General features: G+C 66.3%; 23 protein-coding genes. 16 read left to right on the forward strand and 7 right to left on the reverse strand.

Annotated elements, in window-relative coordinates; genetic code table 11:
* Position 1: 1 nt before the first annotated feature.
* A complete protein-coding gene (locus tag ACK41U_RS13205) occupies positions 2-853 on the reverse strand; it encodes an enoyl-CoA hydratase (RefSeq protein ID WP_409680988.1) in 852 nt (283 codons plus the stop codon).
* A 324-nt stretch (positions 854-1,177) separates the two neighbouring features.
* Between ACK41U_RS13205 and ACK41U_RS13210 the strand changes: the two genes are divergently transcribed.
* From ACK41U_RS13210 to ACK41U_RS13245, 8 genes are read left to right on the forward strand one after another with little or no spacing between them, the layout of a single operon-like run.
* Positions 1,178-2,512 carry a 3-hydroxyacyl-CoA dehydrogenase NAD-binding domain-containing protein gene (locus ACK41U_RS13210; protein WP_409680991.1) on the forward strand — a complete coding sequence of 445 codons (1,335 nt, stop codon included), beginning with the start codon at positions 1,178-1,180 and terminating at the stop codon, positions 2,510-2,512.
* Positions 2,512-3,285 carry an enoyl-CoA hydratase-related protein gene (locus ACK41U_RS13215; protein ID WP_409680993.1) on the forward strand — a complete coding sequence of 258 codons (774 nt, stop codon included), beginning with the start codon at positions 2,512-2,514 and terminating at the stop codon, positions 3,283-3,285. Before ACK41U_RS13210 ends, ACK41U_RS13215 begins: the two co-directional genes overlap by 1 nt.
* 25 nt (positions 3,286-3,310) lie before the next feature.
* Positions 3,311-4,639 (forward strand): acyl-CoA dehydrogenase family protein, encoded by a 1,329-nt coding sequence (locus ACK41U_RS13220; RefSeq protein ID WP_409680996.1) that lies wholly within the window; start codon positions 3,311-3,313, stop codon positions 4,637-4,639.
* Position 4,640: 1 nt separating this feature from the next.
* On the forward strand, positions 4,641-5,414 hold the full coding sequence (locus ACK41U_RS13225) for an SDR family NAD(P)-dependent oxidoreductase (protein ID WP_409680998.1): 774 nt from the start codon (positions 4,641-4,643) through the stop codon (positions 5,412-5,414).
* 1 nt (position 5,415) lies between these two features.
* Positions 5,416-6,201, forward strand: a complete 786-nt coding sequence (locus ACK41U_RS13230; RefSeq protein ID WP_409681001.1) for an SDR family oxidoreductase — start codon at positions 5,416-5,418, stop codon at positions 6,199-6,201.
* 14 nt (positions 6,202-6,215) lie between these two features.
* Positions 6,216-7,418, forward strand: a complete 1,203-nt coding sequence (locus ACK41U_RS13235; protein ID WP_409681004.1) for an acetyl-CoA C-acyltransferase — start codon at positions 6,216-6,218, stop codon at positions 7,416-7,418.
* Positions 7,419-7,438: 20 nt separating this feature from the next.
* Positions 7,439-8,626: an acyl-CoA dehydrogenase family protein gene (locus ACK41U_RS13240; protein WP_409681007.1), complete on the forward strand. Its 1,188-nt coding sequence runs from the start codon at positions 7,439-7,441 to the stop codon at positions 8,624-8,626.
* 1 nt (position 8,627) lies between these two features.
* Entirely contained in the window at positions 8,628-9,698 is a 1,071-nt protein-coding gene (locus ACK41U_RS13245) for an acyl-CoA dehydrogenase family protein (protein WP_409681009.1), read from the forward strand.
* A 165-nt stretch (positions 9,699-9,863) separates the two neighbouring features.
* On the opposite strand, the gene ACK41U_RS13250 is transcribed toward ACK41U_RS13245, so the two are convergent.
* Genes ACK41U_RS13250 through ACK41U_RS13275 form a run of 6 tightly spaced genes read right to left on the reverse strand, consistent with a single transcriptional unit; the run spans position 9,864 to position 14,696 of the window.
* Positions 9,864-10,547: a TetR/AcrR family transcriptional regulator gene (locus ACK41U_RS13250; RefSeq protein ID WP_409681012.1), complete on the reverse strand. Its 684-nt coding sequence runs from the start codon at positions 10,545-10,547 to the stop codon at positions 9,864-9,866.
* Between the two features lie 57 nt (positions 10,548-10,604).
* Complete coding sequence (locus ACK41U_RS13255) at positions 10,605-11,333, reverse strand: haloacid dehalogenase type II (RefSeq protein ID WP_409681015.1); 729 nt, start codon at positions 11,331-11,333, stop codon at positions 10,605-10,607.
* On the reverse strand, positions 11,330-11,857 hold the full coding sequence (locus ACK41U_RS13260; RefSeq protein WP_409681018.1) for a GAF domain-containing protein: 528 nt from the start codon (positions 11,855-11,857) through the stop codon (positions 11,330-11,332). The genes ACK41U_RS13255 and ACK41U_RS13260 overlap by 4 nt, the downstream gene beginning before the upstream one ends.
* Positions 11,850-13,160: a TRAP transporter large permease gene (locus ACK41U_RS13265; protein WP_409681021.1), complete on the reverse strand. Its 1,311-nt coding sequence runs from the start codon at positions 13,158-13,160 to the stop codon at positions 11,850-11,852. The genes ACK41U_RS13260 and ACK41U_RS13265 overlap by 8 nt, the downstream gene beginning before the upstream one ends.
* A gap of 12 nt (positions 13,161-13,172) precedes the next feature.
* A complete protein-coding gene (locus ACK41U_RS13270) occupies positions 13,173-13,682 on the reverse strand; it encodes a TRAP transporter small permease (protein ID WP_409681024.1) in 510 nt (169 codons plus the stop codon).
* Between the two features lie 33 nt (positions 13,683-13,715).
* Positions 13,716-14,696, reverse strand: a complete 981-nt coding sequence (locus tag ACK41U_RS13275; RefSeq protein ID WP_409681027.1) for a TRAP transporter substrate-binding protein — start codon at positions 14,694-14,696, stop codon at positions 13,716-13,718.
* Positions 14,697-15,160: 464 nt separating this feature from the next.
* On the opposite strand from ACK41U_RS13275, the gene ACK41U_RS13280 reads away from it, so the two are divergent.
* From ACK41U_RS13280 to ACK41U_RS13315, 8 genes are all read left to right on the forward strand, one after another.
* Positions 15,161-16,399, forward strand: coding sequence for an amidohydrolase family protein (locus ACK41U_RS13280; RefSeq protein ID WP_409681029.1), 1,239 nt, complete (start codon positions 15,161-15,163; stop codon positions 16,397-16,399).
* Positions 16,400-16,468: 69 nt separating this feature from the next.
* The gene (locus ACK41U_RS13285; RefSeq protein WP_409681032.1) at positions 16,469-17,590 is read left to right on the forward strand and encodes a C4-dicarboxylate TRAP transporter substrate-binding protein; all 1,122 of its coding nucleotides are present in this window, start codon (positions 16,469-16,471) and stop codon (positions 17,588-17,590) included.
* Positions 17,591-17,662: 72 nt separating this feature from the next.
* Positions 17,663-18,157 (forward strand): TRAP transporter small permease subunit, encoded by a 495-nt coding sequence (locus ACK41U_RS13290; RefSeq protein WP_409681035.1) that lies wholly within the window; start codon positions 17,663-17,665, stop codon positions 18,155-18,157.
* Between the two features lie 34 nt (positions 18,158-18,191).
* Entirely contained in the window at positions 18,192-19,499 is a 1,308-nt protein-coding gene (locus ACK41U_RS13295; RefSeq protein WP_409681038.1) for a TRAP transporter large permease, read from the forward strand.
* Between the two features lie 438 nt (positions 19,500-19,937).
* Positions 19,938-20,720, forward strand: coding sequence for a DeoR/GlpR family DNA-binding transcription regulator (locus ACK41U_RS13300; RefSeq protein WP_409681041.1), 783 nt, complete (start codon positions 19,938-19,940; stop codon positions 20,718-20,720).
* Between the two features lie 9 nt (positions 20,721-20,729).
* Complete coding sequence (locus ACK41U_RS13305) at positions 20,730-21,779, forward strand: ABC transporter ATP-binding protein (RefSeq protein WP_409681044.1); 1,050 nt, start codon at positions 20,730-20,732, stop codon at positions 21,777-21,779.
* Between the two features lie 7 nt (positions 21,780-21,786).
* Positions 21,787-23,082 carry an ABC transporter substrate-binding protein gene (locus ACK41U_RS13310; protein ID WP_409681047.1) on the forward strand — a complete coding sequence of 432 codons (1,296 nt, stop codon included), beginning with the start codon at positions 21,787-21,789 and terminating at the stop codon, positions 23,080-23,082.
* Between the two features lie 6 nt (positions 23,083-23,088).
* The coding region (locus tag ACK41U_RS13315) for a carbohydrate ABC transporter permease (RefSeq protein WP_409681050.1) at positions 23,089-23,459 on the forward strand (371 nt) is incomplete at its 3' end.

The following is a 23,459-nucleotide window of genomic DNA, read 5'->3' on the forward strand; positions in this document are numbered from 1 at the left end:
ATCATATCCCCGAAAACTGCGGGGCGCGGCGTTCGACATAGCTTTTCACGCCCTCGCGGAAATCGTCGGACTGGAAGCTGGCGGCCATTTCGGCATCGGCGACCTTCAGGGCGTCGGCGAAACTTTGGGTATAGGCCAGCCGCACCTGCCGTTTCATGATCGCCATGGCGCGGGGCGAGACGCCGTGCGCCATGCCCGACGCCACCCCGGCCACATGCGCCATCAGCCGGTCGGCGGGCAGCGCGGCGTTGACCATGCCCATGCGCTCCGCCTCCGCACCGGTGAACTTGCGCGAGGTCATCAGCAGGTCCAGCGCATGCGCCTCGCCCACCAGACGCGGCAGCAGCCAGCCGATGCCGTGTTCCGCGATCAATCCGCGCGCCGCAAAGGCGGTGCTGAACCTGGCATCCTCGGCCGCGAAGCGCAGGTCGCAATACAGCGTCAGGATCAGCCCGATCCCCGCGCAGGGGCCGTTGATGGCCGCGATCACGGGCTTGGGGCAATCATACAGATAGCCGAAGCGCCCCGGATAAAGCCCCCCCAGATCCGGCCCCGGCGCATCGGGAAAGGACACGTCGGCGGGATACAGCACCTCTTGCCCGCTGGCCTTCCCCCGGTCGGCGGTCTTGTCCAGCGATGCCATGTCCGCGCCTGCGCAAAAGCCCCGCCCGGCGCCGGTGATGACGATGACCCGCACCGCCGGGTCGGACCCGGCCTGCCCCACCGCGTGGCGCACCTGATCGGCCATCGCGGGCGTCCAGGCATTCAGCCGGTCGGGGCGGTTCAGCGTGATCGTGGCCACCCCGTCGCGGATGTCGAACTCGATGTCGCTGCGTAGGGTCGTCTCTTGCATGAAGCTGCCTCCCTTCGCGCCGGAGCGCGTCCCTCAATGCCCGCATGCACCCTGGTAACAGAGCCTCCCTGCATGCTGACAAGTGTCAGGATATGACCTTAGGACCCGATTCCCCCTGCGTCAATCCGTTCCGGGCAAAGCTGTGGTGCTGCCGGAAATTGCCGCCGCGCCCAAATTGACGCTTGCCCAAAAGGGCCTGACCCCGTAATCCTGACAGTCGTCAGGAATGATCAGCGGACCCGTCGCCCGCCCGTTCCGACCGCCGGGGAGGGCGGTCGGAACCGCCAAGGGGCAGGCGCCACGGGCCAAGGCGGGGGAATGAAAATGACACGGACCACACATGATTCGCTGGCCGGGCTGGACCCTGCCGCCTATGGGGCCGAGGCCACGCGCCGCGCGGGCATCATCGAGGGCCCGGCAGCGCAGGCGACCCCACGCCCCATCGGTCGGGTGGGCATTATCGGCGCAGGCACGATGGGCGGGGGCATCGCCATGAACTTTGCCAGTGCCGGCATCCCGGTCACCATCGTCGAGACGCAGCAGGACGCGCTGGATCGCGGGCTGGCCGTCGTGCGGCGCCATTATCAGAACAGCGCCGACAAGGGCCGCTTTCCCCAGTCCGAGGTCGCGGCCCGCATGGACCGCATCACGCCCGCGCTAGGCCTCGCCGCGCTGGCCGGTTGCGATCTGGTGATCGAGGCCGTGTTCGAGGATATGGACCTGAAACGCCGCATCTTTGCCGAACTGGACCGGGTGATGAAACCGGGAGCGATCCTGGCGAGCAACACCTCGGCACTGGATATTGACCAGATCGCCGCCGCCACCTCGCGGCCCGAGGATGTGATCGGGCTGCATTTCTTCTCGCCCGCCAATGTGATGAAGCTGCTGGAGGTCGTGCGCGCCCGCCACACCGCCGATGATGTCGTGGCGACCGGCATGGCGCTGGCCCAACGGATCGGCAAGATCGCGGTGCTGGTCGGCGTCTGCCATGGATTTGTCGGCAACCGGATGCTGGCCGCGCGGCGCGAACAGGCCAATGCGCTGCTGTTCCGGGGCGTGATGCCGTGGGATATCGACGATGCGGTCACCGCTTTCGGCTTCAAGATGGGGCCGTTCCAGATGTCGGATCTGGCCGGGCTGGACATCGGCTGGTCCAGGGGCGCCACCACTCACAGCCCCATCCGTGACGCGCTGTGCGAGATGGACCGGCGCGGGCAAAAGACCGGCGCGGGCTATTACGATTACGACGCGGCGCGCAACCGCACGCCCTCGGACGTGACCGCCCGGCTGATCCGCGAGATGACCGGCGCGGAACCCACGACCCTGCCCGCCGATGACATCGCCGAGATGCTGCTGGTCCCGATGATCAACGAGGCGGTGAAGATCCTTGAGGAAAACAAGGCGCAGCGCCCCTCGGATGTGGATGTGGTCTGGCTGAACGGCTACGGCTTTCCGCCCGGACGCGGCGGGCCGATGTATCACGCCGACCAGATGGGCGCCAAGGCGGTGCTGGCGCGGATCGAGGATCTGGCCGCAGGCAACCCGGCCTTTGCCCCCGCCGAGACGCTGCGCCGTCTGGCCGAGGATGGCGGCCGCTTCCTCGATCTGGACCTCGGCGGGCTGCGCACCGACGCCCCTGCCGCACAAGGGGCCGCATGATGGGCGAGTTTACCACCACCCGCCGCGAGGGCCATATTCTGGTCGTCACCATGAACCGCCCCGAGGTCTATAACGCCGTCCACGCGCCCATGCATCACGAGATGTCGGCCATCTGGGACGATTTCGCAGCCGATCCCGATCTGTGGGTCGCGGTGCTGACGGGGGCGGGCGACCGCGCCTTCTGCGCTGGCAACGATCTGAAATACACGGCGCAGGGCGGCGCGATGAAGGGCCCCGAAACCGGCTTTTCCGGCCTGTCGCAGCGGCTGGATCTGGAAAAACCCATCGTCGGCGCGGTCAACGGCTTTGCCATGGGCGGCGGGTTCGAGACTGCGCTGTGCTGCGACGTGGTGCTGGCCGCCGACACCGCGACCTTTGCCCTGCCCGAGGTCAAGGTGGGCTTTTTCGCAGCCGCAGGCGGCATCCAGCGCCTCAGCCGCCAGATCGGGCGCAAGGCCGCGGTCGAGATGATCCTGACCGGCCGCAAGGTCGGCGCCGAGGAAGGGCTGCGGCTTGGCTTCGTCAATCAGGTCGTGCCCGCGGCGGAGCTGGTGGACCGCGCGATGGACATGGCGCGCCAGATCGCCGCCGTCTCGCCCTCGTCGGTGCGCGCCTCGTTGCGGGTGCTGCGGCGGATGGACCTGCTGGACGATCTGGGCACCAGCCTGCGCCACAGCCGCGAGGTCATGGCCGATCTGCGCGAGACCGAAGACTTCCGCGAGGGCGTCACCGCCTTTGTCGAGAAACGCCAGCCCAACTGGGTGAACAGATGACGCCCCCGAACGCAAGGAGACGGACATGAAACATGCGGACCCCAAGGATGTGCAAGGCTCCGCCGACATCCTGAACAATCTGGCCATGTCCGAGGCGGCACGGCCCCTGCTGCACAAGGTGATGGCCCATATCCGCGACCATTGCGACCCCGCCCTGCGCGAATACGACCGCCTGTCGGCGCAGCGCGGACCGGGCAACGCCTATGCGCCCGGCCAGCTTGAGATCATCGAGGATCTGAAGACCCGCGCCAAGGAGGCCGGTCTGTGGAACTTCTTTTTGCCCGACAGCGGGACGGGCGAGGGGCTGTCGAACCTCGATTACGCCTATATCGCGTTCGAGCTGGGCAAGAACCCCTTGGCCGCGCAATCGCTGAACTGCTCGGCCCCCGACACCGGCAATATGGAGGTGCTGGAGCGGGTGGGCAGCCCCGAACAGAAAGAGCGTTGGCTGAAGCCCCTGCTGGCGGGCGAGATCCGGTCGGCCTTCGCGATGACCGAGCCCGATGTCGCCTCGTCGGATGCGCGCAACGTGTCCACCCGCGCGGTGCTGGAGGGGGGCGAATGGGTCATCAACGGCGAGAAATACTATATCTCGGGGGCGGGCGATCCGCGCTGCAAGATCATGATCGTGATGGTCAAGACCTCGCCCGAGGCCGAGCCGTTCCGCCAGCAAAGCCAGATCCTTGTGCCGATGGACACGCCCGGCGTCACCATCGTCGGCCCGATGCGGGTCTTTGGCCATGACGACCTGCCCCACGGGCATATGCAGATCCGGTTCGACAATGTCCGCGTCCCCGAGGCGAACGTGCTGTGGGGCGAGGGCCGCGGGTTCGAGATCAGCCAGCTGCGCCTTGGGCCGGGCCGCATCCACCATTGCATGCGCTCGATCGGGGCGGCGGAAAAGGCGCTGGACATGATGATCGCGCGCGGCCTGTCGCGCGAGGCGTTCGGGCGCCGGATCATTGATCTGGGCAAGAACATGGAAACCATCAGCCGCGCCCGCATCGAGATCGAGGCGATGCGCCTGATGGTGCTGAAGGCCGCCCGCGCCATGGACGTGCTGGGCAACAAGGAGGCGCGCATCTGGGTGTCGATGATCAAGGCGATGGTGCCCGAAAAATGCTGCCAGATCATTGACCAGGCCATTCAGGTCCATGGCGCCACCGGCGTCAGCCAATGGACCGACCTGCCCGAGATGTACATGAAGCAGCGCACCCTGCGGCTGGCCGACGGCCCCGACGAGGTGCATCACGCCGTCGTCGCCCGCGCCGAGCGCAAGGCGTTCGAGGCCTCGAACGAACGGCGCGCGGGGGTGGTCTCGCACCAGCACGCGCCCGCGGACGGGGCGGCATAGGATGAGCATGTTGTTCGATCTGACGGGCAAGACCGCGCTGCTGACGGGTGCGTCGCGCGGAATGGGGCTGGCGATGGCCACGGCGCTTGCCCAGCACGGCGCGCGGGTGGTCATCTCGGCCCGCAAGCAGGACCAGCTGGACGCGGCGGCGGCGGGCATCAATGCGACCTGCGGGGCAGAGCGCGCCTTTGGCGTGGCCGCCAATGCCGGCCGGCACGAGGATCTGCGCGCGCTGGTCGATCAGACCCGCAGGCTGGCCGGTCCGGTGGACATCCTGATCGGCAATGCCGGGGTGAACGTCCATTACGGCCCGATCTCCGAGATCCCCGACGAGGCCTATACCAAGATCATGCAGACCAATGTGCAGGCCAATCTGTGGCTGGCGCGGCTGGCAGCGCCCGACATGATGGAACGGGGGGGCGGGTCGATGATCTTCACCTCCAGCGTGGGGGCGCTGAAGCCCTCGGCGACGCTTGGACTGTATGGTGTGTCCAAGCTGGCGCTGATCGGTCTGGTGCGCAACCTGGCGCTGGAATACGGCCCCCACGGCATCCGCGCCAACGCCATCTGCCCCGGCGTGGTGCGCACCGATTTCGCCCGCGCCCTGTGGGACAGCCCCGAAGGCGAGGAGCGCGCCCGCACCCAGATCCCGCTGCGCCGCTTTGGCGAACCGGACGATTTCGCGGGCACCGCCGTCTATCTGGCCTCGGACGCCAGCGGCTATATGACCGGGCAGGCGCTGACCCTGTGCGGCGGCACCAATATGTGGGCCTGAGATGGACATCGAGGGACGCACAGCCCTGGTGACAGGCGCCGCCGCAGGGATCGGGGCGGCGCTGGCACGCGCGCTGGCCGACGCAGGCGCCCGGCGGGTCGTCTGCGCGGACCGCGACGAGGGCGGGGCTGCCCGGATCGCGGCGTCAATCGGCGGCGTGGGCCTCGGTGCCGATATGGGCCGCGACGGCGACATCGCCCGGATGATCGACATGGCCGAGGATCAGGCCGGACCCATCGACCTTTATTGCGGCAATGCCGGGATCATCCGGCGCGGCGGGATCGAGGTGCCGGACGCGGACTGGCAGACCATCTGGGACGTCAATGTGATGGCCCATATCCGCGCCACGCGCATCCTGCTGCCGCAGATGATCGCGCGCGGCGGCGGGCATGTGATGATAACAGCCTCTGCCGCGGGGCTGCTCAGTCAGGTGGGCGCCGCGCCCTATGCGGTGACCAAGCACGCGGCGGTGGGCTTCGCCGAATGGCTGGCGTTGACCCACGGCGATGACGGCATCGGGGTCACGCTGCTCTGCCCGCAGGCGGTGCGCACCGCGATGACCGAGGGACGCGAGGCGGGCGTGGCCAGCATCGACGGCATGATGGAGGCCGACGCGGTCGCCGCCGTGGCGCTGGAGGCGCTGCGCGAAGGCCGGTTTCTGGCCCTGCCTCACCCGGAGGTCGCCACCTACATGCGCCGCAAGACAGACGATTACGACCGCTGGATCGGCGGCATGCAGCGACTGAACCGACATTATACCGCCCGGCCCGAGACGCCCGGCACCTGAGGAGGAGACACCCCATGAGGGACGCCCTGATCGTATCGACCGCACGCACGCCCATCGGCCGCGCCTTTCGCGGCGCATTCAACAACACGCAGGCGCAGGAACTGATCGGCCATGCCGTCCGCCACGCCGTGGACCGCGCCGGGCTGGACGGGTCCGAGATCGCCGATTGCATCGTCGGCTGCTCGATCCAGCAAGGCTCGACCGGCGGCAATATCGGGCGGCAGGCGGCGATCCGGGCGGGGCTGCCGACCTCGGTTGCGGGCATGTCGCTGGACCGGCAATGCGCCAGCGGCATGATGGCGATCGCCACCGCCGCCAAGCAGGTGATCCATGACGGCATGCAGATCGTCATCGGCGGCGGCGTCGAATCCGTCAGCCTGGTGCAGAACCAGAACATGCGTCAGGACCGCCGCACCGATCCGTGGCTGGTGGACCACCGGCCCGACATCTACATGACGATGCTGGAAACCGCCGAGGTGGTGGCCGACCGCTATGGCATCACGCGCGAGGATCAGGACGCCTATTCCCTGCGCTCGCAACAGCGGACAGCGGCGGCCCAGCAGGCGGGCGCGTTCGACGATGAGATCGTGCCCCTGACCAGCACCATGGCCGTGGTGGACAAGCAGACGAAAGAGGTCTCGTTCCGCGAGGTGACGCTGACCCGCGATGAGGGCAACCGGGCTGATACCACCGCCGAGGGGCTGGCCAGCCTGAAGCCCGTGTTCCGCGACGGTCAGCACGTGGCCGAGGGTCGCCACATCACCGCAGGCAATGCCTCGCAACTGTCCGACGGCGCCTCGGCCGCGGTCATCATGGAGGCGTCCGAGGCCGAACGCCGCGGCTTGGCGCCCCTTGGCCGCTATGTGGGCGTGATGGCCGCGGGCCTGGACCCCGACGAAATGGGCATCGGCCCGATCCACGCCGTGCCGCGCCTGTTGAAGGCCCACGGCCTGACCATGGACGATATAGGACTGTGGGAGCTGAACGAGGCCTTCGCCTGTCAGGTCCTGCATTCCGCGCGCGTGCTGGGCATCCCCGACGAATTGCTGAACGTGAACGGCGGCGCCATCTCGATCGGGCACCCCTATGGGATGTCGGGCGCGCGCATGGTCGGTCACGCGCTGATCGAGGGCAAGCGGCGCGGCGCGCGCTATGTCGTCTGCACCATGTGCGTCGGCGGCGGGATGGGTGCTGCCGGATTGTTCGAGGTTCTCTGAGACCCCAAGGGAGGGAAACGATGGAACTGTCTTTCACCGACGAGGAACTGGCCTTTCAGACCGAGGTCCGCGATTTTCTGGTCGCGCATCTGCCGGATCACATTTCGGCCGCCGTCCGGTCGGGCGCGGAACTGACGCGCGAGACCTATCAGGAATGGCACCGCATTCTGGGCGCCAAGGGCTGGCTGGGATCGACCTGGCCGGTCGAACATGGCGGCCCCGGCTGGTCGCCCGTCCAGCGCTATATCTATGATGTCGAGGCCAGCCGCCATTACGCGCCCCGCGTCGTGGCCTTTGGCGCGCATATGCTGGGCCCGGTCCTGATCGAATTCGGCAATGACCGCCAGAAGGCCGAAATCCTGCCCCGCATCCTGTTGGGCGAGGATTGGTGGGCGCAGGGCTATTCCGAGCCGGGGGCCGGATCGGATCTGGCCAGCCTCAGGATGCGGGCCGACCGCGACGGCGACCATTACGTGCTGAACGGGCAGAAGACCTGGACCACGCTTGGCCAGCACGCCAACCGCATCTTCTGTCTGGTGCGCACCTCGCACGAGGGAAAGCCGCAGCAGGGCATCAGCTTTGTGTTGGTCGATCTGGACACGCCCGGCGTCGAGATGCGCCCGATCCGCCTGATCGAGGGCGGCCACGAGGTGAACGAGGTGTTCTTCGACAATGTCCGCATTCCTGTCGAGAACCTCGTGGGCGAGGAAAACAAGGGCTGGACCATCGCCAAGTTCCTGCTGACGCATGAACGCACCAATATCGCGGGCGTCGGGATCTCGATGCAGGCGCTGGAAGAGGTCAAGGATCTGGCCCGCCGGATGCGCCGCAACGGGCGCCCGCTGATCGCGGATCCGCTGTTCGCCGCCCGCATCGCCCGCGTCGAGACCGATCTGGAGGCGATGAAGATCACCAATCTGCGCATGCTGTTTCAGGCGCAGAAACAGGGCCATCCCGGTCCCGAAACCTCGATCCTCAAGATCAAGGGCACGCTGGTCAATCAGGAGTTGCGCGATCTGGCCCGCCGGGCGCTTGGCCCCGTGGCCGCCCCCTTTCCGGGCGAGGCGGGGGCCGCGAACCTCGTCTTTGGCCCGCCCGACAGCGACACGAATGCGGCGGTCTATTTCAACAGCCGCAAAAGCTCGATCTTTGGGGGATCGAACGAGATTCAGCGCAATATCCTGACCAAGACAATGCTGGGGCTGTGACATGAACTTTGATCTGACCGAAGACCGCCAGATGCTGGCGGACAGCCTTGGCCGCTATCTGGGCGATCGCTACGGGGTCGAGACGCGCAACAAGCTGGCGTATGACGCGCCGTTTCACAGCCCCGGGAAATGGGCCGAATTGGCCGAACTGGGCATCCCCGGCGCGCTGGCCCCCGAGGCTGCGGGCGGGTTCGGCGGCACCGGCTTTGACATCACGGTGGTGTTCGAGGCATTGGGCCGCACGCTGTGCCCCGAGCCTTATCTCGGCACGCTGATGGCCAGCCGCCTGCTGATGGCGGCCGGCGCCGATCAGGACACACTGATCGACGGATCACAGCGCTTTGCCGTCGCCCTGTCCGAGATCGACGCGCCCTATGACGCGCTGACCATGCAGGCCACCGCCACGCGCGACGGCGACCGCGTTCTGCTGTCGGGCCGCAAAAGCGCGGTCTATGGCGGTCACGCCGCCGATGTCGTGCTGATCGCGGCGCTGCTGGACGGGCGCCCTGCTCTCTTCCGCGCCGAAGCGACGGACCTGCAGATCGCGGCCTATCCGATGATCGACGGCGGCGGCGCGGCCGAGATCCTGCTGGACGACAGCCCCGCCACCCTGCTGATCGAGGACGCGACCGAGGCGCTGGCCGATGCCACCCGCGCCGGGCGCCTTGCCCTGTGCGCCGAGGCGGTGGGCGCGATGGATGCCGCCTATGCGATCCTGCTGGACTATCTGAAGACCCGCAAGCAGTTCGGCACGACCATCGGCAGCTTTCAGGTCCTGCAACACCGCACCGTCGATCTGCTGATGGAGATCGAGCAGGCGCGGTCGATCACCATCGCCGCCGCCGCCGCACTGGACGGTCCGCAAGGTCCCGCCACCTGCGCGATGGCCAAGACGCTGATCGGTCGCACGGCGCGGCTGGTGGCCGAGGAGACGATCCAGATGCATGGCGGCATCGCGATGACGTGGGAATACGCAGCCTCGCATTACGCCAAGCGGCTGACCATGATCGACCACCAGCTGGGCGATACCGATCAGTGCCTGTCCGAGGTGATGCAGACCTACGCCGCCTGACACGCCGCTGCCGCGCCCCGCATAAGGGGCGCGCATGCGGGGCGTTGTTGCACAGGCCGCTTCTGAACGGACCTCCGCTTTCTTCGGGCGTATTTATCCCGCGGTTTTCGTGGCGGGTATGGCAATGTCGTCGCCCGCTGACGGGTCCGCGCGGGGGGGATGCCCTCAGGTCAAGGTCCGCGCCGCGGTCGTATCAGCAGCCGACGCGTCAGGCACGTGAACCACCTTCTGGGCGCGGACGATGTCTTTCCACAGGGACAGAAGTTTCTGGTCGACTGCGGGGTCGGTATCGAAACTTCGGTGAACGGCGATGCCGCGCAAAAGGCAGAGGTTCAGTTGCAGAAACAGATGGTTGGTTTCGTTATCCGGGGTCATTCCGAGGATCTTGGTCGCGATCGCATCGCGGATGCCACTCCACCGCAGCTGGACGTCGCGCAGGCGCTGACCGAGGTTGCTGTCCATCCGGGCGGCCAGCATCAGCTCTGTCGCGGCCATGTATTGCTCGGTCGAGAACAGACGTTCCCACAAGGCGTCGATCAGATCCTCGATCCCGAGGCGCGGCGGCGCGGGGTCGGCGGCAAAGGGCCAGCTGGTTTCCCACGATGTCAGCAGATATTCGAAGGCCGCGACCAGCAGGTCGTTGCGCATCGGAAAATGATGGGTCAGCGCCCCGCGCGACACACGGGCGCGGTCGGCGATCAGCTTCGTTGAAATCCGCTCATAGCCGACCTCGGTCAGGGCCTGCAATGTGGCGATGCAGGCCTTTTCGCGCATCTCGGTCGATCGTTCGGCCTGGGTGCGGCGCCGCCGACCATCGGGCTGGTCCTGCGCTGTCTTTGCGGGGGTCATGTCGCTCCTTCTCATGTCATGGCCCGGTCCAGCGATACGACAAAGCGCGGCGGCCCGCTACTGCCTGCCCTGCATTTCCTGTTGATGGGCGCTGACCATGGCGGCCATGCTGTCAAAGCGAAAGTCATAGGACGGCGCCTCGCCCGGATGCATCGTCGCCCCGAAGCCCTCGTCCGCATGCCTGCGATAGATCCATGCCGAGGCCAGACCGTGGCGGTTGGCAGGCTTGTGATCGTGAAACATGCTTTCGGCGGTGTGCAGGATATCCGATTTTTCCAGACCCAAAGCGCTCAAGTTGGACAGCATGTAGTCAAAGTTGGCGTCTGCCGGTTTGTAGCTGCCCACATCCTCGGCGGTATAGACCGCGTCGAAGTCCACGCCAAGGCGCGCGTTCGACGCGGCAAAGCTGCGGTTATCGACATTGGACAGCACGACCAGCCTGTAATGCTGCTTCAGATAGGCCAGGGCGTCGGCGCTGTCGGGAAAGGCGGGCCAGTCGCCCACACTGTCGCCATACTGCCGGCACGCGTCCCAGCTCACGCCAAGGCTCCATTCCTCGGCGATCCGGCGATAGACGGTGGCCAGCAGGTCGGAATAGGCCCGGCCCGGCGTCTGCGCCTGCTGTGCGCTTTCGTGGCGGGCATGGGTTTCCAGAATGGCGTTGCGCGACATTGGCCGTGGCAGGCGGTCGGTCAACGGCGCAAGCCCCGCCACCATGCCGCTTTCCCAATCAATCAGCGTTCCATAGACATCAAAGGTCAGCGCCTTGAAATCACCCAGTTTCATGAAGTCTCCTTTGCGTGCAGCGGTTGTTTCGCGGGGCGGGCCCCCTGCGCCAGCAGCGCGGGGATCAGCGCCCATGTCATCAGGCCAAGGGCCGCGGCGTCGGCCTGATCATAGGCGCCCTCGGCATCCAGCACGCTGACGGCGCCGATCACGCGGTCCTGCCAGATGACCGGCGCCGACAGGCAGGCGCCGCAGCCAAGGGTTTCGATCAGCGCATGGTCGAAAAACGCCTCTCGGATATGGGTCCGGGTGGGGCCGCACCACGGCTGCCGGTTGCGCAGGACGGTCTCGCCCCAGCGGGTCGGCCCCATTTTCTTGGCGGCGGGAACGGGATAGACGTCGGGCCGGTTCGACCAGATCCGGTGGCACAGGTCGTCGCCCGCATCCCACGCAAAGACCGTCAGCAGCCTGAGGCCAAAGCGCGCCGCACAGACCCGTTCAAAGGCGGCGATGGCGGCATCGGGTTGATGGGGCGCCGCATGGGCGGCGGACAGGTCCCGCAAGGGCAGGGTGGGTTCAGCCATAAAGATATCCCGGCAGCCAGAGAACAATTTGAGGGAACAGCGCCAGCAGCGCGATGCCCAGCAGCATCAGGCAAAAGAACGGAAAGGCGTAGAGGGCGATGCGGCCCACCGGCTCTCCGGTCATGCCCTGCAGCACGAAGAGGTTGAAGCCGACCGGCGGCGTCACCTGCCCCAGTTCGATCGTGACGATCAGGAAGATGCCGAACCAGACCGGGTCGATCCCGGCGGCGGCGACCAGCGGCAGGGTGATCGGCAGGCTCATCACGATGATGGACACGCCGTCCAGAAACAGCCCCAGAACGATATAGAACCCGGTCAGCGTCAGCAGCAGCATGGCGGGCGACAGGTTCAGCGCGCTGATGGCGCGGGCCACGTCGGCGGGGATATGCAGATACCCCATCGCCGTGGACAGGAACGCCGCCGCGATCAGCAGCGAGCAGATCATCGCGCTGGTCTGCACCGCCCCCAGCAGCGTCTGCATCAGCAGGCGCAGCGACAACTGACGCAGAACGCCCGCGATGACCAGCGCGCCAAAGACGCCCACCGCCGCCGCCTCGGACGGCGTGGCCACGCCGGTATAGATCGCCCCCAGAACGATCCCCATCAACGCAAAGATCGGCAGCAGATCGACCAGCGCCCAGACATAATCGCGGGCGCGATAGCGTTCCCCGCCATCCGGCGCGACCGACGGGTCCAGCACCGCGCGCAGGATGAGATAGGCCGAGAACAGGCCCGCGATCATTAGCCCCGGCAGCACGCCCGCCGCGAACAGCCGGCTGATCGACACCTCGGCCAGAATCCCATAGACGATCATGATGATGGATGGCGGGATCAGCAGCCCGAAGCTGCCCGCCCCCGCCAGCGAGCCCAGAGACAGCGACCGGCTGTAGCCGCGCGTCGCCAGTTCGGTCGTGGTGATCTTGCCGACCGTGGCGGTTGTTGCCGCGCTTGACCCGCTGACGGCGGCAAACAGGGTGCAGCCCATGACGTTGGTGTGCAACAGCCGCCCCGGCACATGGGCCACGAACGGCGCCAGCCCGCGGAAGATGCGGTCCGAGATGTCGGTGCGAAAGATGATCTCGCCCATCCAGATGAACATCGGAATGGCGGCCAGCTCCCATGCCGAGGAATAGCGATAGATGATGCCGGTGGCGATGGTTGCCACGCGCGACAGGTCCATGCCTGCCAGAACGACAAGGCTCAGACCGCTGACGGCGATCAGGCCGACAAAGATCCAGACCCCCAGACTCAGCATCAGAAAGATCAGGGCCAGCAAGGCTGCGGCAGAGATGACGGCGTCCATGGCGCTGCTCCCTCAGTGGGTGGCCGGGGGCGTGTGGCGCACATCCCCCAGACAGTTGCGGATGAGATGCGCCAGAAGCTGCAGCCATAACAGCGCCAACCCACCCGTCACGATCGCCTCGGGGATCCACATCGGCACCTGCGCGACCGAGTTCGAGACCGAACCCCGCGACCATGCCCGCGCCACCCGCAGCCAGAAGAAATGGATCAGCACCGCCACCGTCGCCATCCCGATCAGGGCCGACAGCACCTCCAGCGCGCGGCGCGCACCGGGCGGGACGCGTTCGATCAACAGGCCCACCCGGATGATCTGGCCTTGTGACAGGGCGTGGGCCAGCGCCATGAAGGTGGCCGAGGCGACGCCATAGCCCACGAATTCATCCATCACGAAGGTCGAGCTGTGAAAGACGCCTCGCAACACGATCTCCCACAGGATCAGCGCGACCATCCCGACCAGAACCGCCCCGGCCAGATAGGCCCCGATCCGGGCAAGATGATCCGCAACGGCAAGATAGATCCTCATGCGATGTCCTTTCGCAGACCGGGCCCTGTCATGTCACCGGCCGATCGCGGCGCGGTATTCGGACAGCAGCGCCTGCGCGTCCGGCCCGACCCGTTCGGCCCATTCCGCCACGACCGGCTCGGCCGCCGATTGCAGGCTGGCGATCAGGGCCGGATCGACCTCGGTGGTGACGGTCACGCCGTGATCGGCCAGGGTGGCGTAATTCTCATCGACGCGGCTGGACAGCAGGTCCCAGCCAAAGGTCTCGGTCTGGGCTGCGGCCTCCAGCAGGGCCGCGCGGTCGTCATCGGACAGGGCGTCGAAGCTGTCGCGGTTCATATGCGTGACCTGCAGCGGCAGGGCATAGTTCGCCTCGGTAAAGTGCGACAGGTATTCCCAGAACTGCGCCGACGCGCCGCCATCGGCGGATGTCAGAACGGCGTCGATGCCGTTCGTGGTCAGCTGCGGGACGATGTCGGCCCAGGACAGCTGAACCGGCGCCGCACCCGCATTCACCAGCACCGTCGTGCCGGGCGTGTCGAACGAGCGGATCTTCAGACCGCGCAGGGCCTCGACCGTATCGACCGGCTGCCTGCCCCAGAAGCCCGAGGCGGGCCAGGGCGTCGCATAGAGAAAGACCTGATTGTCAGCCTCCATCGCGGCCTCGTAATAGGGTCGCGTCGCATCATAAAGCGCGCGGGTATCGTCGAGGTCGGTGGCCAGAAATGGCAGCGACGAGACGAGGAAGATCGGATTGATCCCCGACCACGCCCCCGAAAAAGATGTGGCGATCGGCACCGCGCCATCGCCCACCGCGTCGTAATGATCGACCGATTTGTAGCCGAGCGCGCCGCCATGATGCGGCGTGACCACGATGCTGCCCTCGCTTTGGTCGGTCAGGGCCTGAATGAAATGATCCGCCGTCTGGGCATGGATCGAGTTCTGCGGATATTCATTGGCCATATCCAGGCTGGTCTGCGCGGACGCCGCGCCGGCAATCATGGCCATCAGAATTCCGGGAATAAGTCTGGTCATCTGTCTTCCTCTCCGCTGTTCCTTGCACGGATGCGCAGGCATGTTGAACTGTCTTTTGGCTGCGCTGGCCGCAGTCCTGACGCCGGCCGCGTTCTGTGACGGCCTTCTGACAGGGACCGACATATTTACAAACATGTCAACCGGCTTTTTTATCTTCCAGCCTTAAGCGGTGCGCATCGGCGTTGCCGAAACATCCTCTGCATGGCGCTTCATGCGGCTTGCCCGTCCCATGTCCTGTCTGCCGCATAAATGGCCTGTTCACGCATTCAGGCGATTTTTCCGGCGCCGTATTAAAAACAGTCTTGACTGTTTGTTAATACGGCGCAGTCTTGTGACGACCAGATGAAAGGATTTCGATCCGATGTGGGGCTCACCGCCATGCTGCTGACGGTGGCCCGCGAACCGGGCCGTCATGTCCCCGCCCGCAGGCACACGGGCACCGCCGCCCTATCCAGAGAGACCAGATGACCACGATATTTCTCAAGAACGCCCGGATCGTTGACGGGACCGCGACCGAACCTTCCGATCCGATGGGGATCGTGATCGAGGACGGCATGATCCGCGATATCGGCCCGGATGTCACCGCCGACACGGACATGGTCCTTGATCTGGCGGGCCTGACGGTGATGCCGGGGCTGATTGATTGCCATGTCCACGTCATCGCGACGACAGCCGATCTGGGCGCCAATGCCGCGCTGCCCTCGGCACTGGTTGCGGCGCGCAGCAGCGTGCTGATGCGCAACATGCTGATGCGCGGCTTTACCACCGTGCGCGATCTGGGCGGCGCCGACCGGGGCCTGCAACTGGCGGTGGAGGAGGGCGCCTTTCTGGGCCCGCGTCTGGTCATCTGCGGCAAGGCGCTGTCGCAGACGGGTGGACATACCGATTATCGTGGCCCCTATGACAACCGTGATGTGGGCTGGTATGCGCAAAGTCTGGGCGCGATGGGCCGCATCTGCGACGGCGTCCCCGAGGTTCAGCGCGCCGCGCGCGAGGAAATCAAGAACGGCGCGCAATTCGTCAAGGCGATGGCCGATGGCGGCGTCTCGTCGCCCTCGGACCCGGTCGGATATCTGGTCTTTTCGGTCGAGGAACTCAGGGCGATGGTCGAGATCGCCAAGGGCTTCGGCACCTATGCGACGGGCCATCTGTATACCGACGAGGCCATCGTGCGGGCGCTGGATTGTGGCTTTGAATGCATCGAACACGGCAACCTGATCTCGGATGCGACGATTGCGCGGGTGGCGCGCGAGGGCATTCCGGTCGTGCCTACCAACATCACCTATGACATTCTGGCCTCGTCCGGCGCCCGGTTCGGCCTGCCCGCCGAGTCCGTGGCCAAGATCGCCGATGTCCGCGAGGCGGGGCTGGAACGGCTGGAAAAGATGCATGATGCGGGCGTGCTGATGGGATACGGGTCCGACCTGCTGGGCGGCATGCAATCCGAGCAATCGGGCGAATTCACCCTGCGCGGCCGCTATCTGCCCGCCGATGCCGTGATCCGGTCGGCCACGGTCGATGCCGCCAGGGTCTTGCGGATGGAGGGTCAGATCGGAACCATTGCGCCCGGCGCCCATGCCGACATCATCGCCGTCGAGGGCAATCCGCTGCGCGATCTGAGCCTGCTGACGCAACAGGGCGCCCATATGCCGCTGATCATGAAAGGCGGCACGGTGGTGAAGAAAACGGCCGCGCTGCGCTGAGGCGCGCCGACGGCCGGGGCCGACCGACGGACCAGACATCTGCAACGACGTGAACAACAGGGGAAAACCATGAAACGAGTGATGGCCTTGACCGCGCTGGCCGGTCTGCTGGCGGGGGCCGCTTGGGCCGAGACCAAATTCATCGCCAACAGCTTTTACGAAGGTGCCGTGCCCATGTCGGGCGAGGGCTATGTCCGGTGGGCCGAACTGGTCCGTGAACTGTCGGACGGCGATCTTGTCCCCGAGGTGTTCACCGGCACCGTGCTGCTGGCGCCGCGCGCGGCGTTGCAGGGCATTCAGGACAATGTGGTGCAGGTCGCCCATCACGCTGCGATCTACACGCCCTCGGATCTGCCGGTGGCGAGTACGATCCAGGAACTGGGCTTTGCCTATTCGGACCCGCTGACGGCGATCTTTGCCGTGACCGACTTTTCGATGAACAACCCGGTGCAGCTGGACGAATGGCAGCAGAACGGGCTTGTCTATCTGGGGGCCTATGCCACGCCGGCCTATGTGCTGATGTGCGCGACGCCGGTGCGCAATCTGGCCGAAATGCGGGGCAAGCGCATCCGCACCGCCGGGTCCGCCGTCTCGGTCTGGGTCGAAGAGGCGGGCGGCATCCCGGTCAACGTCCCCTCCAGCGAGATGTATACCGGCCTTGAGCGGGGCAGCCTCGATTGCGCGACGAACGCGGCCAGCGATCTTGTGGACCGCTCGCTGCTGGAGGTGGCGCCGCACACGACGCTGCTGTCGACCGGCATGTATTGGTCGGGGCCGCAATGGGGCTATAATCCCGGTTTCTGGGCCGGGCTGACGACCGGCCAGCGCGAGATCCTGATGGAGGCCTCGGCCCGCTCCATGGCCCGCATGGTCATCGCCTATTCCGGCAAGGTCGAGGCCGGGCTGCAGGCGTCGCTGGATGCGGGCGGCAATGTCTATGAACCCGAGGCCGATCTGGCAGATCATGTCGCCGCCTTCCGCGAGCGCACGGTGACCGATGCGGCGCAAAAGGCCGGCACCGAATTCGGCGTAGCCGAGCCCGAGGCCCTGATCGGCGATTTTCAGGCCAGCATGGACAAGTGGCAGGATCTTCTGGCGGGCATCGACCCGAACGACGAAGACGCCCTGACCGCGCTTGCGATGCAGGAAATCTTTGGCAAGATCGACGCCGCGACCTACGGCGTCCAGTGACCGGCAGGCGGGTCCGTGTCGGACGGACCCGCCCCCTTCGTGCCCCCACCCTTCGTGCAGCGAGGCTTTGGAATGCGGTTCGTTCATGCGGGCATCCGTTGGCTGAACATCGCGACGGCGGCTGCCGCCGGTCTGGTGATGATCCTGATGATGCTGCACATCACGCTGGATGTCGGCGTACGCTATTTCTTCAACGGCCAGATCGTCGGCACGCTGGAATGGGTGTCGTTCTACTACATGGTCGCGCTGGTCTTTCTGGGCTTTGGCCATGTCGAGATGAAAAGCGAACATATCCGCGTCGATCTGTTCGCCCAGATGATGCCCGCGCGCGTCCAGCTTGGGCTTTATGTCATGGCCTGCCTGCTGGGGATCGCCTTTTTCGGGATGCTGTTCTGGCAATCCCTGTCCGACGCGATCCGCGCCACCCGCCGGGCCGAGGAAGCGATGAGCAACTTCCGCTTTCTGATCTGGCCCGCGCGATGGGCGCTGCCGATCGGCTTTGCCGGGATCCTGCTGGCCATCCTGTCGAACCTTGCCCGCGCTGTCACGCGCAGACAGCCTTTGTGACCGCTGCACCACACCCTTTGCCGGAGTCTGCCCCATGAGCAATCTAGAAGTCGGTATCGCCGGGATCGTCCTGGCCCTGGTGCTGATTGCGATCCGTGTGCCCATCGGGCTGGCGCTTGGTCTGGTCTCGATCGGCGGCATTGCGGTCATGTTCAACATGAGCGTGGCATGGGGCATGATCTCGGCCACGCCGTTCGATTATGTGGGCCAGTGGGAATTGTCCGCCGCCCCGATGTTTCTGCTGATGGGCTTCATCTGCTCGTCCACCGACATGACCCGGGGGCTGTTTCTGGCGCTGCGGCTGTATCTGGCGCGTCTGCCGGGGGGGCTGGCGATCACCTCGGTCGGGGCCTGCGCCTTCTTTGCGGCAGCGTCGGGGTCATCGGTCGCCACCGCCTCGGCCATGTCGCGCATGGCTGTGCCCGAGATGCTGGACAACGGCTATGATCGCGGGCTGGCCACCGGCACCATTGCCGCGTCGGGGACGCTCGGCTCTCTGATCCCGCCGTCGGTGTTGCTGATCCTCTATGGCGTCTATGCGCAGGTGTCGGTGGGTCAGCTGTTCATGGCAGGCTTTATTCCGGGGGTTCTGTCGGCGCTGATCTACATGGCGATGATCGTCATCCGGGTGAAGCTGAAGCCCGAACTGGCGGGCACGGTCCAGATCGCCCCCACCGCGGCCGAACGCCGTGCCGCGTTCCGCGATGTCTGGCCGCTGCCGACGCTGATCCTGGTGGTGCTGGGCGGCATCTTCACCGGCGCGTTTTCCCCGACCGAGGCGGGCGCGCTTGGCGCCTTTGCGGCGCTGGTGATCGCCGCCATCCGCCGCAAGCTGACCCGCATCGCGCTGTTCGAGGCGGTGTCGCAGGCACTGGTGGCAACCGCCTCGATCTTTGTGATCCTGATCGGCTCGCTGTTCTTTACCCGGTTCCTTGCCCTGTCGGGCTTTCCGCGCGCCTTTGCCGACGCGATCCTGTCGGTCAGCACCGAGACATGGTGGATTCTGCTGGCCGTCTCGCTGATCTTTCTGGTTCTGGGCATGCTGATCGACAGCATCGGGCTGCTGCTGCTGACGCTGCCGATTCTGGTGCCTCTGGTGAACGAGGCGGGGATCAACCCCGTCTGGTTCGGCATCATCGTCATCAAGCTGCTGGAAATCGGCCTGATCACGCCCCCGATCGGCCTGAACGTCTATATGATCAACGGCGCGCTGAACAACAGGGTCACGCTGCCCGAGATCTTTCGCGGCATCACATGGTTTCTGGCCATGGACCTGCTGACGCTGATCATCCTGATCGCCTTTCCGATCCTGACGCTGTGGCTGCCGTCGCTGGCCTATTAGGTCTCTCGGCGTCGATCTGGATGATGCGTTGTCGCTGTCGGAGGGGACCACCGTCTGACCGCTGCGGCCGCCAGAAAGCAAACTGCGGGCGTCGCACCACGCCGGCGTACCGCAGTCGTATTCGCCGGATCACACCGCACTCCCGTCCCATGGCTGACCTTCAGCGATGACCAATGCTGCGCGGCAGCAAGCGCCGGACTGGTCGTCTGATTACTGCTGCGCCTTCTTGTCGGGCTGAATGCCGGTGCTGCCCGCGCCATCCAGTCCTTTGGCCCTGTCACGGCCGCGACCTGTCCGGTGGCCCTCTTTCTCCTGCCCGCATCATGCCTCATGGCAGTTTCCATGAGTGGTTTCACGCAAATGACTGATTCCAGTCATAGGGACGTCACACCCGGCTGTCATTCGGTAGGTGAACGTAACCGCGCCGGAATATTGCAGATGTCGGATCAGGGAACAGGGGTCGCGTCCGGTCGCCAATCGCGCCTGATGGAGCGGCTGGAATCGTGCAGCTATGCACAGACGCTGGATCTGTCGGCCTTTCTGGGCGTCTCCGAGGCGACGGTGCGGCGCGATCTGGTGGATCTGGAGGCGCGTGGGCTGATCCGGCGCACCCATGGCGGTGCGATGCCTCTGGCGCAGATTACCCGCGACTTTCCCAACAGCGAAAGGCTGTCGCGCAACGCCGCAGACAAGGCGCGGATCGGCAGGGTCGCCGCGGATCTGGTGGCGGATGGCGATGCGGTGTTTCTGGATGCGGGCACCACGGTGTTGCAGGTGGCCAGTCAGCTGTCGCGGCGTTCGGGGCTGACCTTCGTGACGAATGGCACCGATATTGCCGCCTGCCTGACAGGTGCGGGCGTCGCGCGCCTTTTTGTGACCGGCGGCGAATATCACCACTTCAACCACAGCCTGACGGGCGCGCTGGCGGCCGCAACGATCCGGCGCTTCAATGTCGACAAGCTGTTCCTGTCGGTCTCGGCGGTGGATCTGGGGCGCGGACAGATCGCCACATCCGACCCCGCTTTGGCCGAGGCGCAGCGCGCCATGATCGAAATCGCGCAAGAGGTCATCGTGGTGGCCGACCATTCCAAGTTCACCCGCAGCGCGCTGTCGGTCATCGCGCCCCTGTCTGCCGTCGATCGCATCGTCACCGACACCGCCTGCCGCGACTGTCTGGGCGACATCCCCGACGCGCTGGCGCGCAAGTTCATCTTTGCCTGAGGACATCCCATGCCCATCCTGACACTTGATGCGCTGACCAAATCCTGGGGAGAAACGCAGGTCCTGCGCGATGTCTCGCTGGAGGTGGCCGAGGGCGAGTTCATCGCCCTGCTGGGGCCCTCGGGCTGCGGCAAGTCGACGACCCTGCGCCTGATCGCCGGGCTGGAGGCGCCGACCTCCGGCGCGATCCGGCTGGACGGGCGCGACATCACCGCCACGCCCCCCGCGCAGCGCGGCATTTCCATGGTGTTTCAGTCCTATGCGCTGTTCCCGCATCTGACGGTGGGGCAGAACATCACCTTTGGCCTGTCGGTCCGGGGCGAAAGCCGCCGCGCGCAGGCCGACAAGCTGGCCCGCGTCGCGCCTCTGCTGGGGCTGGACAAGCTGCTGGACCGCCGCCCCTCGCAATTGTCGGGGGGCCAGCAGCAGCGGGTGGCGCTTGGCCGGGCGCTGATCGCGCAGGCCCCCATCTGCCTGCTGGACGAGCCTTTGTCGAACCTCGACGCATCCCTGCGCGCCGAGATGCGGGCCGAGATCCGCGCCCTGCAACGCCGCCTTGGCCTGACGATGATCTTTGTCACCCATGACCAGACCGAGGCGATGAGCATGGCCGACCGCGTCGCCCTGCTGCGCGACGGGCGGCTGGAACAGTTCGACACGCCGCACGCGCTCTATGCACGCCCGGCCAGCAGCTTTGTCGCCCGCTTCATCGGCGCGCCGCCGATGAATGTGGTGACGGTCGCCGATCTGGGCGCGGCGGGGGCGCATCTGCCGCAAGACCTGCTGGCGGGCCTGCGCCCCGAGGACATCACCCTTGCCGAGCACGGCCTGCCGGGCCGCATCGCGCAGATCGAATATTTCGGAGCGGACAGCATCCTCTCTGTCGATATTGGCGGGCCGCATCTTGCGGTGCGCCTGCAGGGCCGCCCCGCCATCGGGCCGGGCGCCGCCGTGCATCTGGGATGGGGCGCGGACGCGCTGCATCTGTTCGACGCCACCACAGGGCTGCGGCGCGATGCGGCGGCCCACCTCTCACGGACATCTCTTCAACCAGCCTGAGGACAACATGACCCGTATTTCCCTGACGCGCGCCCTGCTGGGCAGCGCCGCGCTAAGCCTTGCCGCCCTGTCGCCTGCCTTCGCGCAGACCCAGATCACCTTTTTCTATCCCGTGCAGGTCGGCGGCCCGCTGACCGAGGTGGTCGATGGCTATGTCGCCGAGTTCGAGGCGCAGAACCCCGACATCTCGGTCGAGGCGATCTATTCCGGCAGCTATACCGACACCACCACCCGCGCCCTGACCGCCGCGCGCTCGGGCACGCCGCCCACCGTGGCGGTGCTGCTGGCCACCGACATCTTCACCCTGCTGGATGCCGATGTGATCGCGCCGCTGGACGCGTACATCACCACGCCCGAGGATCAGGCCTGGCTGGACGGGTTCATGCCCGCCTATCTGGCCTCGGCCCGGCTGGACGGTCATGTCTGGGGCGCGCCCTTCCAGCGCTCGACCGCCGTGATGTATTACAACAAAGAGGCCTATGCCGCCGCCGGTCTGGACCCGGAAACGCCCCCCGCGACCTGGGACGAGATGGTCGAACACGCCAAGGCGCTGACCATCCGCGACGGGTCGGGCAATGTCACCCAATGGGGTCTGGGCATCCCCGGCAGCTCGAACGCCGCGCACTGGCTGTTCGGCGCGCTGGTCGCGCAGAATGGCGGCCAACTGTCCAGCGAGGACGGGCTGCACACCTTCTTTGACAGCCCCGAGGTGATCGGGGCGCTGGAATTCTGGGTCTCGCTTGGCGCTGAACACGGCATCCACCCGCCGGGCGTGCAGGAATGGGGCACCACGCCCTCGGACTTCATGGAGGGCCGTCTGGCGATGGCCTGGACCACGACCGGCAACCTGACCAATATCCGCGCCAATGCGCCTTTTGATTTCGGCGTCGCGGCCTATCCGGGCAATCCCGACCCGGCCTCGGTTCTCGGCGGCGGCAATCTGTATATCTTCGAGGGGGCCTCGGACGAGGAAAAGGCGGCGGCCTTCCAGTTCATCAAATACATGACCTCGGACGAGCTGCTGGCCGACTGGGGCATCCAGACCGGCTATGTCGCGCCCCGCGACGGCTCGTGGGACACGCAGGCCCTGCGCGATTATGTGGCCGAGGTGCCGCAGGCCGATGTGGCACGCCGTCAGATCGCGGTCTCGGTCCCCGAAATCTCGACCTACGAAGGCCAGCGCATCAACGAGGTGCTGAACGCCGCCCTGCAGGCCGCGCTGACCGGCCAGCAGACGCCCGAGGCTGCGCTGACCGCCGCGCAGGCCGAGGCCGAGCGTATCCTCTCGGTCTATCGCGACTGATCTGACATGACCGTGGGGAAGACACCGATGATGTCCCGCAACGCCCGGATCGCATGGCTTCTGCTGGCGCCCGCCGCCGTGCTGCTGGTGGTCTTCACCTTCTACCCCACGGTCGCCACGCTGATCGACGCGCTTCATTCCACCCCGCGCGGGCGCCGCCCGGCGCAATGGGTGGGCGCCGGTCACTTCCAGACCATGGCCGCCGATCCGATCTTTCGGCAGGCCTTCGTCAACAACCTGATCTATGCCGGGGTCATCATCCCCGCCTCGATGGGTCTGGCGCTGGCGATGGCGCTGCTGGTCAATGCCCGGATCGGGGGCAGGGCGCTGGTGCGGCTGGCCTATTTCACCCCCACCATCCTGCCGATGATCGCCGT

The sequence above is a fragment of the Paracoccus sp. (in: a-proteobacteria) genome (genome assembly GCF_046289755.1).
Taxonomy (GTDB): Bacteria; Pseudomonadota; Alphaproteobacteria; order Rhodobacterales; family Rhodobacteraceae; genus Paracoccus.

Coding starts and splice junctions, on each gene's coding strand:
- ACK41U_RS13295 (WP_409681038.1), top strand. CDS start 18,192: ATGAGCAATCTAGAAGTCGGTATCGCCGGGATCGTCCTGGCCCTGGTG.
- ACK41U_RS13250 (WP_409681012.1), bottom strand. CDS start 10,547: ATGACCCCCGCAAAGACAGCGCAGGACCAGCCCGATGGTCGGCGGCGC.
- ACK41U_RS13210 (WP_409680991.1), top strand. CDS start 1,178: ATGACACGGACCACACATGATTCGCTGGCCGGGCTGGACCCTGCCGCC.
- ACK41U_RS13255 (WP_409681015.1), bottom strand. CDS start 11,333: ATGAAACTGGGTGATTTCAAGGCGCTGACCTTTGATGTCTATGGAACG.
- ACK41U_RS13275 (WP_409681027.1), bottom strand. CDS start 14,696: ATGACCAGACTTATTCCCGGAATTCTGATGGCCATGATTGCCGGCGCG.
- ACK41U_RS13290 (WP_409681035.1), top strand. CDS start 17,663: ATGCGGTTCGTTCATGCGGGCATCCGTTGGCTGAACATCGCGACGGCG.
- ACK41U_RS13205 (WP_409680988.1), bottom strand. CDS start 853: ATGCAAGAGACGACCCTACGCAGCGACATCGAGTTCGACATCCGCGAC.
- ACK41U_RS13235 (WP_409681004.1), top strand. CDS start 6,216: ATGAGGGACGCCCTGATCGTATCGACCGCACGCACGCCCATCGGCCGC.
- ACK41U_RS13230 (WP_409681001.1), top strand. CDS start 5,416: ATGGACATCGAGGGACGCACAGCCCTGGTGACAGGCGCCGCCGCAGGG.
- ACK41U_RS13245 (WP_409681009.1), top strand. CDS start 8,628: ATGAACTTTGATCTGACCGAAGACCGCCAGATGCTGGCGGACAGCCTT.
- ACK41U_RS13305 (WP_409681044.1), top strand. CDS start 20,730: ATGCCCATCCTGACACTTGATGCGCTGACCAAATCCTGGGGAGAAACG.
- ACK41U_RS13285 (WP_409681032.1), top strand. CDS start 16,469: ATGAAACGAGTGATGGCCTTGACCGCGCTGGCCGGTCTGCTGGCGGGG.
- ACK41U_RS13260 (WP_409681018.1), bottom strand. CDS start 11,857: ATGGCTGAACCCACCCTGCCCTTGCGGGACCTGTCCGCCGCCCATGCG.
- ACK41U_RS13225 (WP_409680998.1), top strand. CDS start 4,641: ATGAGCATGTTGTTCGATCTGACGGGCAAGACCGCGCTGCTGACGGGT.
- ACK41U_RS13240 (WP_409681007.1), top strand. CDS start 7,439: ATGGAACTGTCTTTCACCGACGAGGAACTGGCCTTTCAGACCGAGGTC.
- ACK41U_RS13265 (WP_409681021.1), bottom strand. CDS start 13,160: ATGGACGCCGTCATCTCTGCCGCAGCCTTGCTGGCCCTGATCTTTCTG.
- ACK41U_RS13280 (WP_409681029.1), top strand. CDS start 15,161: ATGACCACGATATTTCTCAAGAACGCCCGGATCGTTGACGGGACCGCG.
- ACK41U_RS13300 (WP_409681041.1), top strand. CDS start 19,938: ATGTCGGATCAGGGAACAGGGGTCGCGTCCGGTCGCCAATCGCGCCTG.
- ACK41U_RS13215 (WP_409680993.1), top strand. CDS start 2,512: ATGGGCGAGTTTACCACCACCCGCCGCGAGGGCCATATTCTGGTCGTC.
- ACK41U_RS13270 (WP_409681024.1), bottom strand. CDS start 13,682: ATGAGGATCTATCTTGCCGTTGCGGATCATCTTGCCCGGATCGGGGCC.
- ACK41U_RS13310 (WP_409681047.1), top strand. CDS start 21,787: ATGACCCGTATTTCCCTGACGCGCGCCCTGCTGGGCAGCGCCGCGCTA.
- ACK41U_RS13220 (WP_409680996.1), top strand. CDS start 3,311: ATGAAACATGCGGACCCCAAGGATGTGCAAGGCTCCGCCGACATCCTG.